Origin of the sequence: Algihabitans sp., assembly GCF_965226985.1 — a bacterium.
Taxonomy (GTDB): domain Bacteria; phylum Pseudomonadota; class Alphaproteobacteria; order Kiloniellales; family DSM-21159; genus Algihabitans.
On record NZ_OZ245712.1, the window covers coordinates 1,399,488 to 1,415,280 of the forward strand.

Annotated in this window: 12 protein-coding genes; 11 read left to right on the plus strand and 1 reads right to left on the minus strand. The window is 65.6% G+C overall.

The window, feature by feature from the left end; translation table 11 throughout:
* The first annotated feature begins 35 nt into the window (after positions 1-35).
* The 11 genes from ntrC (at position 36) to ACO054_RS06390 (ending at position 13,803) form a co-directional block, all read left to right on the plus strand.
* Positions 36-1,490, plus strand: a complete 1,455-nt coding sequence (gene ntrC, locus ACO054_RS06340; protein WP_421709595.1) for a nitrogen regulation protein NR(I) — start codon at positions 36-38, stop codon at positions 1,488-1,490.
* Between the two features lie 175 nt (positions 1,491-1,665).
* On the plus strand, positions 1,666-4,152 hold the full coding sequence (locus tag ACO054_RS06345; protein ID WP_421709596.1) for an ATP-binding protein: 2,487 nt from the start codon (positions 1,666-1,668) through the stop codon (positions 4,150-4,152).
* A gap of 17 nt (positions 4,153-4,169) precedes the next feature.
* A complete protein-coding gene (locus ACO054_RS06350) occupies positions 4,170-5,573 on the plus strand; it encodes a sigma-54-dependent transcriptional regulator (RefSeq protein ID WP_421709597.1) in 1,404 nt (467 codons plus the stop codon).
* 52 nt (positions 5,574-5,625) lie between these two features.
* On the plus strand, positions 5,626-7,002 hold the full coding sequence (gene trkA, locus ACO054_RS06355; RefSeq protein WP_421709598.1) for a Trk system potassium transporter TrkA: 1,377 nt from the start codon (positions 5,626-5,628) through the stop codon (positions 7,000-7,002).
* Between the two features lie 127 nt (positions 7,003-7,129).
* Positions 7,130-8,023 (plus strand): D-amino-acid transaminase, encoded by an 894-nt coding sequence (locus tag ACO054_RS06360; RefSeq protein ID WP_421709599.1) that lies wholly within the window; start codon positions 7,130-7,132, stop codon positions 8,021-8,023.
* Positions 8,020-8,715, plus strand: a complete 696-nt coding sequence (locus ACO054_RS06365; protein ID WP_421709600.1) for an HAD family hydrolase — start codon at positions 8,020-8,022, stop codon at positions 8,713-8,715. Before ACO054_RS06360 ends, ACO054_RS06365 begins: the two co-directional genes overlap by 4 nt.
* 199 nt (positions 8,716-8,914) lie before the next feature.
* Positions 8,915-9,175 (plus strand): RNA chaperone Hfq, encoded by a 261-nt coding sequence (hfq, locus tag ACO054_RS06370; protein WP_421709601.1) that lies wholly within the window; start codon positions 8,915-8,917, stop codon positions 9,173-9,175.
* Between the two features lie 118 nt (positions 9,176-9,293).
* On the plus strand, positions 9,294-10,604 hold the full coding sequence (gene hflX, locus ACO054_RS06375; protein ID WP_421709602.1) for a GTPase HflX: 1,311 nt from the start codon (positions 9,294-9,296) through the stop codon (positions 10,602-10,604).
* Between the two features lie 177 nt (positions 10,605-10,781).
* The gene (locus tag ACO054_RS06380) at positions 10,782-11,069 is read left to right on the plus strand and encodes a co-chaperone GroES (protein WP_421709603.1); all 288 of its coding nucleotides are present in this window, start codon (positions 10,782-10,784) and stop codon (positions 11,067-11,069) included.
* Positions 11,070-11,147: 78 nt separating this feature from the next.
* Positions 11,148-12,800, plus strand: a complete 1,653-nt coding sequence (gene groL, locus ACO054_RS06385) for a chaperonin GroEL (protein WP_421709604.1) — start codon at positions 11,148-11,150, stop codon at positions 12,798-12,800.
* A 142-nt stretch (positions 12,801-12,942) separates the two neighbouring features.
* A complete protein-coding gene (locus tag ACO054_RS06390; RefSeq protein WP_421709605.1) occupies positions 12,943-13,803 on the plus strand; it encodes an inositol monophosphatase family protein in 861 nt (286 codons plus the stop codon).
* A 99-nt stretch (positions 13,804-13,902) separates the two neighbouring features.
* On the opposite strand, the gene ACO054_RS06395 is transcribed toward ACO054_RS06390, so the two are convergent.
* Positions 13,903-15,792 carry a TRAP transporter permease gene (locus tag ACO054_RS06395; RefSeq protein ID WP_421709606.1) on the minus strand — a complete coding sequence of 630 codons (1,890 nt, stop codon included), beginning with the start codon at positions 15,790-15,792 and terminating at the stop codon, positions 13,903-13,905.
* Between the last annotated feature and the right edge of the window lies 1 nt (position 15,793).

Consider the following 15,793-nt stretch of genomic DNA (forward strand, 5'->3'; position numbering starts at 1 on the left):
AAGACCGATCTGGGACCCGACGGGGGAAACCGGCTATGACCGCAGCCAAGATTCTCGTCGCCGACGACGACCGCGCCATCCGCACGGTGCTGTCCCAAGCCCTGGGGCGCGAAGGCTACGAGGTGCGCACGACCGATACGGCGGGCACCCTCTGGCAATGGGTCCGGGAGGGCGAAGGCGATCTGGTCATCACCGACGTCGTGATGCCGGACGACAACGGTCTCGATCTGATTCCGCGTATCAAGAAGGTTCGGCCGGAGCTGCGCATTCTGGTCATGAGCGCGCAGAACACTCTGCTGACGGCCGTGAAGGCGACCGAGCGCGGCGCTTTCGAGTATTTGCCGAAACCCTTCGATCTGCGCGAACTGGTCGGCGCCGTGGCGCGCGCGCTGTCGCAACCCCATGACGGTCCGGTGGCGAGCCTGACGGCCGAAGACGAAGAGCGGCTGCCTCTCATCGGCCGGTCGCCGGCGATGCAGGAGATCTATCGCGTCCTGGCGCGCCTGATGGGCACCGACCTGACGGTGATGATCTATGGCGAGTCCGGCACGGGCAAGGAACTGGTTGCTCGCGCTCTGCATGACTATGGCAAGCGTCGGACCGGTGCCTTCGTCCCCATCAACATGGCGGCGATTCCGCGCGAACTGATCGAGAGCGAGCTCTTCGGCCACGAGAAGGGCGCCTTCACCGGGGCGCAGGCCCGCAGTGCTGGCCGCTTCGAACAGGCGGCCGGCGGGACCTTGTTCCTCGACGAGATCGGTGACATGCCGCTGGAGGCCCAGACCCGGCTGCTGCGCGTACTGCAGGAGGGCGAGTACACGACAGTGGGTGGCCGAACGCCGATCCGCGCAGATGTGCGCATCGTCGCAGCCACCCACCGCGATCTTCGCCAGATGGTGCGCGCCGGCGAGTTCCGCGAAGACCTCTTCTACCGACTCAACGTGGTGCCGATTCGCTTACCGCCCTTGCGCGAGCGCACGGAAGACATCCCCGAACTGGTTCGTCACTTCTTCCGACAGGTCGGGGCCGAGGGGCTGCCGACGAAGACCCTGGCGGCTGATGCCATGGCCTATCTGCGCAATCACACCTGGCAGGGCAACGTGCGCGAGCTGGAGAACCTCGTCCGCCGACTGGCCGCCCTCTACAGCCAGGAAGTGATCGACGTCGGCGTCATTCGAAGCGAGCTGGCCGAAGCGCCGGGCGACATCGCGAGCGGGACGCGGACGCCGGTCGTTCCGGCGGGTGGCTCCCTGGGTGAGAGCGTCGAGCGGCATCTGCGAGACTATTTCGCCGCCCATAAGAACGAGCTGCCAGCCAGCGGACTCTACGAGCGAGTGCTGCGCGAAATCGAACGGCCGCTGATCGAGTTGACCCTGGCGGCGACCCGCGGCAACCAGTTGAAGGCGGCCAGCCTTCTCGGCCTCAACCGCAATACGCTTCGAAAGAAAATCCGCGATCTGGATATCGAGGTCGTGCGTGGACTGAAGTAGCGCCGGGTGTCGGGTCTTGGCGCGTTTCGGGCTGCTTTGGGTTTCGCCGAGCTTCGCAAACCGACAGTGCCCGCTGCATAATCGGCCGGAGAGAGCGATTTATCTGTTGCTTTCTCGCAACAGAGTGGCCCAATAGACGCGTCTGAACATCGATCCTGGAGACCGATCCGCCATCATGACCGTCGAGGCGGACATAGAGGCAGAAGCAACCCCGGGCGCGACCCAGGGCACGACCGAGCGAGAGCGGCCCGAACGCACGTCTCCTCTGCTCGGGAGCGCCCGTCCTTGGCGGCGTTTTGCGGCCTGGGCCGGGCGTGTGAAGCTCGAACAACGCTTGGCGGTCGTGCTGCTGGTCGCGGCCGTCGCGGTGGGCTTCGTCACCTTCGCTGCCATGACGCGGCGGATCGACGCCTTGGCGGATCCGCGCGACGTCCTGCTGCTCATCAATCTCAATCTGGCTCTGCTGCTGGCCTTCGGCGTGCTGATCGCCCGCCGGGTCGCCATTCTCTGGATTGCCCGGCGGCGCAATCGTGCGGGCGCCCGGCTGCATGCGCGGCTCGTCGGCCTGTTCGCACTGGTGACAGCCACGCCGACGGTCATCGTGGCCGTCTTCTCTGTGCTGTTGTTTGACTACGGACTGCAGGGCTGGTTCAGCGAGAAAGTCAGCACGGCGGTGGGCGAGTCCATGGCTGTGGCGCGCTCCTACCTCGACGAGCATGCCCGTGCCATCAACGCCGACGCGGTCTCCATGGCGTCCGAAGTGGATCGGCAACTCTCCGTGTTCGGCGCCGACACCCGGCGCCTCGATCAGCTGATTGCGCGACAGGCTTCCCTGCGTTCGCTCTCCGAGGCGGCCGTTCTGACCCGCGAAGGCCAGGTGTTGGCCCGCGGCGGGGTCTCGCTGGCCCTGGAGTTCGACCCACGTTTGCCCGCCTGGGCCTGGAATGCGGCCGATCGTGGCGAAGCGCTGATCTTCCGGGCCGAAAGCGACGACCGTGTACGTGCTGTGGTGGCTCTCGACCAGATGCAGGGCAGCTATCTGGTGGTCGGTCGCGTGATCGACCCGCGCGTGCTCGCGCACATGGACCAGTCTGCGACGGCCGTGCAACTCTATCAGCAGCTCGAGGGCGAGCGGAACCGAATGATCATCACCTTTGCGGTGATCTTCCTGGTCGTGGCCTTGCTGCTGCTGATGGCGGCCGTCTGGGTGGGGCTCGCCTTCGCCGACCGTCTCAGTACGCCCATCGGTCGCCTGATCTCGGCGGCGGAAAGCGTGGGACAGGGCGATCTCAGCGCGCGGGTGGACGAGCCGGACGACGAGCAAAGCGACGAGGTCGGCGTCCTGGCGGGCAGCTTCAACAGGATGACGTCGCAGCTCGAACGGCAGCGGCGCGAGTTGCTAAACGCCAATCGGCAGCTCGAGGAACGGCGCCGCTTCATCGAAGCCGTCCTGTCCGGCGTGTCCTCGGGCGTGATCTCGCTGGACCGCGAGGGGCAGGTCGTGCTGCCGAACAGGGCGGCCTGTGAGCTGTTGCAGGTCGATGCGGAGCAGCTGCGCGGACGCAAACTGTCGAAGCTTTCGCGCGACGTACGCGAGTTGCTGCTTCGCGCGCGCCGGCGACCCGGCCGGGTGCACGAGAGCGAGGTGGTCCTGCCGCGGCAGGACGGCGCACGCACGCTGTTTGTCCGGGTGATGGCTGAACGGGACGTGGAAGGAATCATTGGATATGTCGTGACCTTCGACGATGTGAGCGACCTACTATCCGCGCAACGCAAGGCAGCTTGGGCGGATGTCGCGCGGCGCATCGCCCATGAAATCAAGAATCCGCTGACTCCGATCCAGCTCTCGGCCGAGCGCCTGAAACGCAAGTACCTGAAGCAGATCGACGAGGATGCCGAGACCTTCGGCGTGCTGTCGGACACCATCGTGCGGCATGTCGGCGATATCGGCCGCATGGTGGACGAGTTCTCTTCCTTCGCGCGCATGCCGGCACCGCAGATGCGCGAAAGCGATCTCGGCCGGTTGCTCAAGGAAGCGGTGGTCCTGCAGGCCAATGGCCACGCGGAAATCGACTTCGCGTTGGACCTGCCGGGCAGGCCGGTGTTGCGGGCCATCGACTCCGCGCAGATCAACCGGGCACTCACCAATATCCTGAAGAACGCAGCGGAGGCCGTGGAGGCACGTGTCGCGGCGGAGCGGGAAGCCGGAGAGGAGGCGTCCGCACCAGGCCGCATCTCTGTACGGCTCGGCGAAAGCGAGGACGGCTGGGCCATAACTGTTGCGGACAATGGGCGTGGCCTACCGCGCGAGAACCGCGAGCGCCTCACGGAACCCTACGTGACGACGCGCGATAAGGGCACCGGCCTCGGGCTGGCGATCGTGAAGAAGATCATGGAAGACCACGGCGGCAGCTTGCGGCTTGCCGACAACCCCGAGGGAAGCGGTGCGCTGGTCTGCTTGACCTTTGCCTCTGGTGAGGAGACAGCCGTTTCTGGAGATGCGGGTAGGTCCGGGAGCCGCCCGGCGGCGGCTGATTCCGCGGAGGCTGACCGCGCGGCATCCAGCACGGCCAACTCCGGCAAGTCTTTGGACAGTGAAACCACTGATCGCGAACCCTCGGATAGCGAGGCCGCATCCCCTCGGGCAATTTCCAACCTTTAAGAACCAGGCGATCCTTCATGGCGGACGACATTCTGATTGTCGACGACGAAGCCGATATCCGGCTGCTGATTCAAGGTATTCTCGAAGACGAAGGTTACAGCGTGCGCACGGCGGCCGACTCGGATTCCGCGTTGGAGGCGATCCGGGCCCGCCGGCCCAACCTGCTGGTCCTCGATATTTGGCTCAACAACTCGCGGCTCGACGGCTTGGACCTTTTGCGCGCCCTGCAGCGCGAACAGCCGGGCCTGCCCGTGGTGATGATCTCCGGCCACGGCACCATTGAAACGGCGGTGGAGGCGATCAAGGACGGCGCCTACGACTTCATCGAAAAGCCCTTCAAGGCGGACCGCCTGCTACTGATCGTACAGCGGGCCATCGAGGCGGCGCGCCTGCGTCAAGAGAATGCCGAGCTTCGCCTGCGCGGCAGCACCGAAAACGAACTGATCGGCCGCTGCAGCGCGATCCAGCAACTGCGTCAGGGTCTGCTGAGGGTGGCGCCGACCGGAAGCCGCGTGCTGATTACCGGCCCGGCCGGCGCCGGCAAGGAGGTTGCGGCGCGCCAGCTCCACCAGAGTTCGAAGCGCGCGAACGGCCCCTTCGTCGTGCTGAACTGCGCCACCATGCATCCGGAGCGGATCGAGCAGGAGCTTTTCGGCGTCGAGCCGGGTTCGAACGGCCCGGGTTCGAACGGCCAAGACGGCTCTGGCAAGATCGGCACCTTCGAGCGCGCCCACGGAGGTACGCTGCTGCTCGACGAGGTCGCCGATATGCCCCTGGAGACCCAGGGCAAGATCGTTCGGGTCCTACAGGACCAATCCTTCACGCGTGTCGGCGGCAGCCGGCCGGTGGAAGTCGATGTGCGGGTGATCGCCTCGACCAACCGCGATCTGGCAGCGCTGATCGGGGAGGGGCGCTTTCGCGAAGACCTCTTTTATCGACTGAACGTGGTCCCGCTCCATGTCCCCTCTCTGCGGGAACGGCGCGACGATATCCCTTCTTTGGTCGAGCATTTCCTCCAGCGTTCGGCGGACTCCGCCGGCATCGCCGGGCGGCGGCTGGGCGACGATGCGATCACGGCTCTGCAGACCTATGAATGGCCCGGCAACGTGCGCCAGCTGCGCAACGTCATAGACTGGCTGCTGATCATGGCGCCCGGCGCAGCGGAGGAGCCGGTGCGGGCCGAGCACCTGCCGCCCGACGTCAGTTCCTCCGCACCGCCGGTCTTGCAAGGTTCGGGCGCGGCGGAGATTATGGCGCTGCCTCTCCGTCAGGCCCGCGAACAGTTCGAACGGCAGTATCTGGAAGCCCAGGTGACCCGCTTTGGCGGCAACATTTCCCGCACGGCCGCTTTCGTCGGCATGGAACGCTCGGCCTTGCATCGCAAGCTCCGATCGCTCGGCATTAACAGCGCCGACCGCTAACCTCTCCCTGGCCGTTCAGTAGAGGCTTCTTCATGCCAACACTCGCTTCGCCATGAAGGTCATCGTTTGCGGTGCCGGCCAGGTCGGTTTCAATATCGCACGCTATTTGGCGAGCGAGAACGCCGATGTGACGGTGATCGACATCTCTCCGGAGCTGGTGCAGCGCATCACGGACAGCCTGGACGTCAGCGGTCTGGTCGGTTTCGCCAGCCATCCGGAGGTCCTGAAACAGGCTGGCGCGGCCGACGCCGACATGGTGATCGCGGTGACCTATGCCGACGAAGTGAACATGGTCGCCTGTCAGATCTGCCACTCCCTGTTCGAGGTGCCGACGAAGATCGCTCGAGTGCGGCATCAGAGCTACCTCGACCCCGTCTGGTCAGACCTCTTCAGCCATGACAACCTGCCGATCGACGTGATCATCTCGCCGGAGATCGAGGTGGCCCGCGCGATCAGCCGCCGTCTGTCGATTCCCGGCGCGTTCGACGCCATCAGCCTGGCCGACGGCCGCATCTCCTTGATCGGGGTGCATGTGCTCGAGGACACGCCGATCATCAATACGCCCCTGCGGCAGCTCACTGGGCTATTCCCGGATCTGCACATCTCCATCGTCGGGATCGAGCGGAACGGGCAGGGCATCGTCGCCCATGGCGACAGCGAGTTGAAACCCGGCGACGATGCCTACTTCGTCTGCGATTCGGCCCATCTCACCCGGGCCTTGCTGACCTTCGGACACGACGAGCGCCAGGCCCGGCGCGTGGTGATCCTGGGTGGCGGCAACATCGGTCTCAATCTGGCGCAGATCATGGAGCAGGAGCAGCCGGAGGTGCAGCTCCGCTTGGTCGAGATGGACAAGCAGAGGGCTGAGTTGGTCGCGCAGACCCTCAAGCGCTCCGTTGTCATTCACGGCGATGCTCTGGACCTGGATATCCTGGGCGAATGCAACATCGGGAACACTGAGACGGTGATCGCCGTCACCAACGACGACGAGGTGAACATTCTCGCGTCGCTGCTGGCCAAGCGGCATGGCTGCATGCGGGCGGTCACCCTAGTCAATTCGACCAGCTACGGTCAGTTGGTGGGGCCGCTTGGCATCGACACGGTGGTCAGCCCGCGCGCGATCACGGTCTCGACGATCCTCCAGCATGTCCGGCGCGGGCGCATTCGCGCCGTCTATTCCCTGTCGGAGGATCTCGGCGAGATCATCGAGGCGGAGGCGATGGAGACGAGCCGCCTGGTCGGTAAGCCACTGCGCGATGCCAAGCTGCCCGAGGACGTCGTCGTAGGTGCGCTGCTGCGCGACGACGAGGTGATCGTGCCGCGTGGCGACACGGTGATCCGGGCCGGCGACCTGGTGACGATCTTCGCGGCCAGCTCCGCGGTGAAGAAGGTGGAGAAGCTCTTTGCGGTGAAGCTCGAGTTTTTCTAGTTCCATGTGATGTTGGGCGAGGGGCCGGAAAGACTTCGGCGGGAAGACTTCGCCATACAGACAAGCGCTCTATCTCCTGCTATGGAGCATCCACGACCCGATCTCTCTTCAGTCCGCCGGAGAAGCCATGCCTCGCACCGCTTACGTCAACGGCCGTTACCTGCCCCACGCCAAGGCCGCCGTTCACATCGAAGACCGCGGCTATCAGTTCGCCGATGGCGTCTACGAAGTCGTCCCGGTGCACAGGGGTATTCTGGTCGACGAGGAGCTGCATCTCGACCGCCTGGAGCGCTCGCTCGGTGAACTGCGGATCGCCATGCCGATGCGGCGCGAGGCCCTTAAGCTGATCAGCCGGCAGGTGATGCGCCGAAACCAGCTTAGCAACGGGTTTCTCTACATGCAGATCACGCGCGGCGTGGCACCGCGCGACCACAAGTTTCCGACGGCGGCCAAGCCGGCTGTGGTCATGACCGTGCGCCAGATGAAACCGGCATCGCCCGAGAAACTGGAGAAGGGCGTGTCCGTCATCACCGTTCCCGACATTCGCTGGGCGCGCCGCGACATCAAGTCGGTTTCGCTGCTGCCCAACTGCCTGGCCAAGCAGCAGGCCCACGAGGCCGGCGCCATGGAGGCCTGGATGGTCGAAGCGGACGGCCGGGTCACGGAGGGCACCTCGACCAACGCCTGGATCGTCACCCAGGACAACGTGTTGGTCACACGCAACGCCAACCAGGATATCCTGAACGGGATCACTCGGATGGCGCTGCTCGACCGCATCGCGGAGGAGGGCGTGACCTTCGAAGAGCGTGCCTTCACGGTGGAAGAGGCGCGAGCCGCCAAGGAAGCCTTCATCACCTCCTCGACCAACTACGTGATGCCGGTCACCGCGATCGACGGCAAACCGGTCGGCAACGGCCATCCGGGCATTTTGACCATGAAGCTCCGCGAGGCCTACGTGAGCCATATCGAAGGCGCGGCAGGCGGTGCGTCCGGCGCCGAAGAGGCCAAGACCGCAGCATGACCGGTCGCCCTGCCGCGGGCGGCGATCCGGCTGTAGCTCTCCTGCCACCGCCGCAGGCGTTGCTGTTCGACTGGGACAACACCCTGGTCGATACCTGGTCGACCATTCATCACGCGCTGAAGGTCACTTTCGAGGCTCTAGGCGAGCGCCCTTGGACGCTCGAGGAGACCCGGGCCAACGTCCGGCAGTCGGCGCGCGAGGCTTTCCCGGCTCTGTTCGGAAGCCGCGCGGAGGAGGCCACGCGCCTGTTCTACGAGGCTTTCGAGCGCGATCACCTGGACCATCTGCGCGAACGCAGCGGCGCCGGCGCCCTGCTGGCCGAACTGGCGCGGCGATCCGATTTGACGCTTGGCGTGGTAAGCAACAAGACAGGCCGGTTCCTGCGCACCGAGGCCGAACAGCTTGGTTGGGCCGGGCATTTTCATCGTCTGGTCGGTGCCACCGACGCGGCGCGCGACAAGCCGGCTCGCGACCCAGTCGATCTCGCTCTGGATGAAAGCGGATGCGTGGCCGGGCCCAGCGTGTGGTTCGTCGGCGACACCGACATCGACCTGCGGTGCGCGGTCAACGCGGGCTGCACGCCCATCCTGATCCGCGACGAACCGCCGGCGGTGGGCGAGTTTCCGGGGCACGAGCCGGCGGTCCATGTCACCAGCTTCGATGCCTTGCTGGCATTGACGCTGCACCGGTGAGGAGGCGGCGCGGCAGCCGGTGACAAAGAAAAGCGCCTCGGTTTCCTTTTAAACCAAGCTTCTGCATACTACCTGCCGGAGGTCGGTTCGCCAGGAAAGCGTGGCGCGCCGTGTCTTTGTGTGACAGGTCGTACCGGCCCGGCGGCCTGCGCGCTCAAACAACAATCGGGCCTGAACAAGAACAACAGGGACACACGTGATGGCCGGCGAAAAGTCGCAAAATGTGCAGGATGTTTTTCTCAATCACATCCGCAAGAACAAGGTACCGGTCACGATTTTTCTCGTTAATGGCGTAAAATTGCAGGGCATTGTTACGTGGTTCGACAACTTCTGCGTCCTGCTGCGGCGCGATGCGCATTCTCAGCTGGTCTACAAGCACGCCATCTCTACTGTCATGCCGTCGGCGCCGATCTCGCTGTTCGAACCGAGCGACCGCGAAGAGGCCCAGGCCCAGGCGTGACCTTGCGGGTTCGGACGTGACGCGGAGTTCCGATGTCCCGAATGCAAAAGTCCCCGATGGACGGGCGCCGACTGCGAAGGGACAGGGTGGCAGAACGCCATCTCGCGACAATGGCAAGGTGACGTTCGCCTGCGTCATCCATCCGAGCTTGCGCGACGGTCCTTCCGCCCAGGACCCTCGAAACGCTGAGGCGCGTCTGGCCGAGGCGGTGGGCTTGACTGAAGCTATCGACGTCAAGGTCGTGCTGGAGACCGTGGTCCGGGTAGACCGCCGTCGTCCGGCGACCCTGTTCGGCAGCGGACAGGTGGAGCAGTTGGCGTCCGAGATCGAGCGGGCGCAGGTGGAGGTCGCCGTCGTTGACGCACAGCTCTCGCCGGTGCAGCAGCGCAATCTCGAACGGGCACTGAAGTGCAAGGTGATCGACCGGACCGGACTGATCCTGGAGATCTTCGGCGAACGGGCGCGCACCAAGGAGGGGCAGCTCCAGGTCGAGCTGGCGCACCTCAGTTATCAGCGGTCTCGCCTGGTGCGATCCTGGACCCACTTGGAGCGCCAGCGCGGCGGGTTCGGTTTCCTCGGCGGGCCTGGCGAGAGCCAGTTGGAGATCGACCGTCGCCTGATCACCGACCGGATCACTCGGCTGAAACGGGAGTTGGACCAGGTCAAGCGGACCCGCGAGCTACATCGCTCGGCCCGTCGCCGTGTGCCCTTTCCCGTGGTCGCGCTGGTTGGCTACACCAACGCCGGGAAATCCACCCTGTTCAATCATTTGACGCAGGCGCAAGTCTTTGCCCGCGATCTGCTTTTCGCGACCCTCGATCCGACGATGCGGCGCTTGGAGCTGCCGAGCGGCCTGACCGTGATCCTCTCCGACACCGTCGGCTTCATCTCGGATCTGCCGACCGACCTGGTCGCGGCTTTCCGGGCGACCTTGGAAGAAGTGCTGGAGGCGGACCTGATCCTGCATGTTCGCGACATTGCCCATCCTGACAGCGAGTCCCAACGCCTCAGCGTGCTAGAGGTGCTGTCGGATCTGGGCGTAGAAGCCGAGGGGGAGGGGCGCCAGCCGGTTCTGGAAGTCCTGAACAAGATCGACCTGCTGGACAGCGAGTCGCGCGAGGTTCTGGCCGCTCAGGCTGAGCGGCGCGATGATCAGGTCTGCGTGTCGGCTGTCGAGGGCATGGGCCTGGAGGCCTTGCTGGCCATGGTTGAACGCCGGCTTCAGGCCGGCCATCGTTCGGTCGCCTGTTCGCTCGATCTCGCGAATGGAGAGGCGATCGCCTGGCTCTATCGGCATGGGCAGGTCACGGGGCGGCGCGACGACGAGGACCAGGCGCACCTGACCGTCAGTCTCGACCCGGCCGACCTAGAGCGGTTTCGCCGCCGCTACGGAGAGGCGGCCCGGATCCGTGGTTTGCGAACGCGCTAACGGCGCCGAACGCGAAGCTTTTGTGATGGCTGCCGCTTTCGGTTGACACTCCGGCGACCCCTCATATATGCACCTCAGCACTCTCGGCACGGGAGTGCTAATGGCCGGTCGCTGCAGTTCGCGCGCCGGCTGTCTTCACAGTGATCCATGACCAACCGCCCCAAAGGGAGGAGCTCCATGAAGTTTCGGCCGCTGCACGACCGCGTGGTCGTCGAGCCTCTGCAAGACGAGGAAAAGACCACCGGCGGCATCATCATTCCGGACACTGCCAAAGAAAAGCCGATGCAGGGCAAGGTCATCGCGGCCGGCCCCGGTTCGCGTGGCGACGACGGCAAGCTGACGGCCCTGGACGTCAAGAAGAACGACAAGGTGCTCTACGGCAAGTGGTCGGGGACCGAGGTCAAGATCGACGGCAAGGACCTGCTGATCATGCGCGAGTCCGACATCATGGGCGTGATCGAGTAAGCGTGACGCCTGCAAGGCCCGCGCGCTCACGCCCTTTGAGGCTGGCGCACTCACGCTAAGACAAGGAAAGGTTACGAGATGGCAGCGAAAGACGTTCGCTTTTCTTCCGACGCCCGCCAGCGGATGCTGCGCGGCGTCGACATTCTGGCCGATGCGGTCAAGGTCACCCTCGGTCCCAAGGGCCGTAACGTGGTGCTCGACAAGTCCTTCGGCTCGCCCCGCACGACCAAGGACGGCGTGACGGTGGCCAAGGAGATCGAGCTTGCCGACAAGTTCGAGAACATGGGCGCCCAGATGGTGCGCGAAGTCGCCAGCAAGACGAACGATCTGGCGGGTGATGGCACCACCACGGCGACCGTACTGGCCCAGTCCATCGTGCGCGAGGGCTCCAAAGCCGTTGCCGCCGGCATGAACCCGATGGACCTCAAGCGCGGCGTCGACATGGCGGTCGAGTCCGTCGTGGCCGACTTGAAGAAGCGCTCGAAGAAGATCTCCAACCCGGACGAAGTGGCTCAGGTCGGCACGATCTCGGCCAACGGCGACAAGGAAATCGGTGACATGATCGCCGACGCCATGCAGCGCGTCGGCAACGAGGGCGTGATCACGGTCGAAGAGGCCAAGAGCCTGGACACCGAGCTGGACGTGGTCGAGGGCATGCAGTTCGACCGCGGCTACCTCAGCCCCTACTTCGTGACCAACGCCGAGAAGATGGTCTGCGAGCTGGAGAACCCCTACATCCTGCTCCACGAGAAGAAGCTGTCCGGCCTGCAGCCGATCCTGCCCTTGCTGGAGTCGGTCGTGCAGTCCAGCCGGCCGCTGCTGATCATCGCCGAGGACGTCGAGGGCGAGGCTCTGGCGACCCTGGTGGTCAACAAGCTGCGCGGCGGCCTCAAGGTCGCGGCCGTGAAGGCTCCGGGCTTCGGCGACCGCCGCAAGGCCATGCTGGAGGACATCGCGACCCTGACCGGCGGTCAGGTCGTTAGCGAGGACCTGGGCATCAAGCTCGAGAACGTTGACGTGAAGATGCTCGGCCAAGCCAAGAAGGTGACGATCACCAAGGAAGAGACCACGATCGTCGACGGTGCCGGCAAGAAGAAGGACATCGAGGCTCGCTGCGGTCAGATCCGCGCTCAGGTCGAGGAGACCAGCTCGGACTACGACCGTGAGAAGCTGCAGGAGCGGCTGGCCAAGCTGGCCGGCGGCGTCGCGGTGATCCGCGTCGGCGGCTCGACCGAGATTGAGGTGAAGGAGAAGAAGGACCGCGTCGACGATGCCATGCACGCGACCCGTGCGGCGGTCGAGGAGGGCATCGTCCCCGGCGGTGGAACCGCTCTGCTCTACGCCACCAAGGGTCTCGAGAAGCTGACCCCGGCCAACGACGACCAGCGTGTCGGCATCGATATCGTCCGCCGCGCGCTACAGTCCCCGATCCGTCAGATCGTCGAGAACGCCGGCAGCGACGGCTCGGTGGTCGTCGGAAAGCTGTTGGAGCAGAAAGACAAGAACCACGGCTTCGACGCTTATGCCGGTGCCTACTGTGACCTGGTCAAGGCCGGTATCATCGACCCGACGAAGGTCGTGCGCACCGCGCTGCAGGATGCAGCTTCGGTTGCCGGCCTGATGATCACCACCGAGGCGATGGTGGCCGAGAAGCCGGAGAAAAAGGACGACATGCCGGCCGGCGCGCCGGACATGAGTGGCATGGGCGGTATGGGCGGCATGGGCTTCTAATAAGCTCCGTCGCTCGGACCGACCGCGTCCGATGGGATCGGGCCGCGAGACCTCTGTCTCGCGGCCCGTTTCTTTGTGACTGCGGTCCAGTGCGGAGGCGGTGCCTTGTGCGCTTTCGCCGGAATCCTATTCTTGAGGCACGATGCAGATCGATCCGAAACAGGTTGAGGCGGTGATCGCCGAGGTAGCCGCCGAGGTGGTGCTGCCGCGCTTCCGCGCGCTCGAAGCCCATGAGGTGCGCGACAAAGGCGTCAACGATTTCGTGACGGTGGCCGACGAGGAGGCCGAGACGGCCTTGGCCGAGCGCTTGCCCGGATTGTTGCCCGGCTCTTGGGTCTTGGGCGAGGAGATGGTGGCGCGCGGCGAGCTTTCGATTGAGGCGCTCGCAGGGAGCGACGCACCGGTCTGGGTGGTGGACCCGGTCGACGGAACGTTCAACTTCGCGCACGGCGACCCCTTCTTCGCCGTCATCGTCGCGCTTTGTCGGGGCGAGGAGACGCTGGCCGGTTGGATTCACGACCCCGTGCGGACCGTCACCGCGACGGCGGAACGGGGCGGTGGCGCCTGGCTGGCAGGAACCCGGCTGCGTGTGGCGCCGGCGGGACCTCCGGCGGAGCTCAGTGGCACCCTGCATGCAGGTTTTCGGGGTCGTGCGGCCCTCAAGACCAAGGTCGAGCGCAACCGAGGCAAGGTTCGCCAGGTTCGCAGCCTGCGCTGTTCCGGTCAGGAGTACATGCGGTTGGCCGCTGGCGAGACTCACTTCACGCTCTTCAGCAGCACCAAGCCCTGGGACCACCTGGCCGGCGTCTTGATTCATCGGGAGGCCGGCGGGCACTCCTGTCTGCTCGACCGGCGCCTCTATCGGCCGCAGGACGGGCAGGGCATCGGCCTGCTCTCGGCGCCGGATCGTGAGTCCTGGCTGAGCTTGCGCACGGCCCTCTTCGACTCCGACTGGCGGCCCGAAGACGACGCGGCGATAGCGGCGGACGGCGTCCTGTCCTGATCCAAGAGGCGGCCGAAATCGTGATCGCCACCAGCGACGACATGAGTCTGACCTAGGCCCCAGGCTCGCTCAGCACCTGGGCAAGGCGGCGCAGGCCTCTCAGCCCGACGGGTCGGCCGGGGCGTGCCGCCTTTGCGCGTTCCGCAGCCCGGCCAGCCCGAATAGGATGGCAAAAGCGGCCAGGAGGGCCGGCCAGGCGTCGACCAGTGCCAGCCCTGCGGCCGACAGCAGCATGACGCGGTCGAGCCAGGGACTCCGCGTCACCGACTGTCCGCCGAGCAGCAACGCGACACTGACGACGAAGAGGCCGCCGGTGGCCAGTGCATTGGCGATGGCCAGCGGCCCGCCGCCGCCGAGAATGCCGGGATAGACGATGAAGAGAAACGGGATGGCATAGGCGACCCCGGCCAACTTCAGAGCCACCCCCGCCACCGAGGTCCAGTCGCTGCGTGCGATACCTGCGGCGACGAACACGCCCACGCAGACCGGCGGCGTGATGACCGACAGGGTGGCGTAGTAGAACACGAACATGTGGCTGGTCAGCTCCGGCACCCCGACCTGCACCAGGGCCGGCGCCATCACCGCAGCCACCAGGACATAGGCGGCCGTGGTCGGAATGCCCATTCCCATGACCAGGCAGACCGCGGCGACGATCAGAGCCAGCGCCAGCACTTCACCTTGGGCGACGGCCGCCACGGCGCCGGACATGGCGACGCCGACGCCTGTCAGGTTGATCATCGCCACGAGGATCTGGGCGCCCGCCAGCAACACGCCGATGATCACGAGGCCGCGTCCGCCGTCGACCAGCCCCTTGACGAGCTGGCCGGCGACCTCCCGCGGCGGCCGGCGTTCGAGCAGGGAAAAGATCAGAAAGGTCGCCGTCAGACTGGCGATGCCGTAGAAGGCGGCGGTCTGGATCGAGCGACCCATCAGAATGCCCGCCGTCAGGCCGCCGAGCGCCGCAAGCAGCGGCAGGATCTTGGACAGGCGCGCGATCCGGGACCAGGACGGCACTTCGTCCTCGGGCACGACGCCAAGCCCCAGCCGGACCGCCGACACGTGGATCGTCAGGAACATGGCCGCGAAGAACAGCAGTGCCGGCATCAGCGCGGCCATGGCGATGGTGGCATAGCTGACGCCGAGGATCTCGGCCATGACGAAGGCCGCCGCCCCAAGCACCGGCGGCGTAATCTGCCCGCCGGTCGAGGCGACCGCCTCCACGCCCCCGGCGAAGGACGGCGGATAGCGCAGACGCTTCATGAGGGGGATCGTGAAGTTTCCGGTGGTGGCTACGTTGGCAACCGCGCTGCCGCTCAACATGCCGAACAGGGCGGAGGCGATGGCGGCGATCTTGGCCCCGCCGCCCGGGCTGCGCCCACCCAGGCGCATCGCCAGATCGATGAAGGTCTGGCCGCCGCCGGTGTTGAGAATCATCGCCCCGAAGACCACGAAGGCGGCGATGGTCGTCGCCGCGACGCCGACCAGCAGACCCCAGAGGCCCAGGTCGCCCAGTAGAAGCGTCTCGGCGACGAAATCCGGTCCGAAGCCGCGATGAGCGAGGGCGCCGGGCAAATGCTGCCCCAGCATCGCATAGCCGAGACCGGCCAGGACGAGGACAGGAAAGATCAGCCCGATGGCGCGGCGCGACAGCTCCAGCACGATCAGCACCAGGGCGGACACCATGACCAGATCGTGCGGCTCCGCCCAGGGCAGATTCTCCATGATCCGCTTGTAGTTCGCTGCGACGTAGGCGCAGCTTCCGATCGTCAGGGCCGCAGCGGCAAGATCGATCGCGAGGCCGAGGGACCGCCACCGGGAATTGGGAAAAAGAGGGTAGAGCGCAAGACCCAAACAGACTGCCAAGGCAAGGAAGACGGGGCGCTGGACGAGGCTCTCGAAGGGACCCGCCGCCGAGGTGTAGACGACGAAGAGTCCCAGAAGCCCCGCCAGCGAGACGACCGTCTTGGCCCGAAGGCCGTCGAAGGTCATC

What these genes read in the sequence shown, in the direction of transcription:
- ntrC (WP_421709595.1), top strand. Translation starts at nt 36, where the DNA reads ATGACCGCAGCCAAGATTCTCGTCGCCGACGACGACCGCGCCATCCGC.
- ACO054_RS06345 (WP_421709596.1), top strand. Translation starts at nt 1,666, where the DNA reads ATGACCGTCGAGGCGGACATAGAGGCAGAAGCAACCCCGGGCGCGACC.
- ACO054_RS06350 (WP_421709597.1), top strand. Translation starts at nt 4,170, where the DNA reads ATGGCGGACGACATTCTGATTGTCGACGACGAAGCCGATATCCGGCTG.
- trkA (WP_421709598.1), top strand. Translation starts at nt 5,626, where the DNA reads ATGAAGGTCATCGTTTGCGGTGCCGGCCAGGTCGGTTTCAATATCGCA.
- ACO054_RS06360 (WP_421709599.1), top strand. Translation starts at nt 7,130, where the DNA reads ATGCCTCGCACCGCTTACGTCAACGGCCGTTACCTGCCCCACGCCAAG.
- ACO054_RS06365 (WP_421709600.1), top strand. Translation starts at nt 8,020, where the DNA reads ATGACCGGTCGCCCTGCCGCGGGCGGCGATCCGGCTGTAGCTCTCCTG.
- hfq (WP_421709601.1), top strand. Translation starts at nt 8,915, where the DNA reads ATGGCCGGCGAAAAGTCGCAAAATGTGCAGGATGTTTTTCTCAATCAC.
- ACO054_RS06380 (WP_421709603.1), top strand. Translation starts at nt 10,782, where the DNA reads ATGAAGTTTCGGCCGCTGCACGACCGCGTGGTCGTCGAGCCTCTGCAA.
- groL (WP_421709604.1), top strand. Translation starts at nt 11,148, where the DNA reads ATGGCAGCGAAAGACGTTCGCTTTTCTTCCGACGCCCGCCAGCGGATG.
- ACO054_RS06390 (WP_421709605.1), top strand. Translation starts at nt 12,943, where the DNA reads ATGCAGATCGATCCGAAACAGGTTGAGGCGGTGATCGCCGAGGTAGCC.
- ACO054_RS06395 (WP_421709606.1), bottom strand. Translation starts at nt 15,792, where the DNA reads ATGACCTTCGACGGCCTTCGGGCCAAGACGGTCGTCTCGCTGGCGGGG.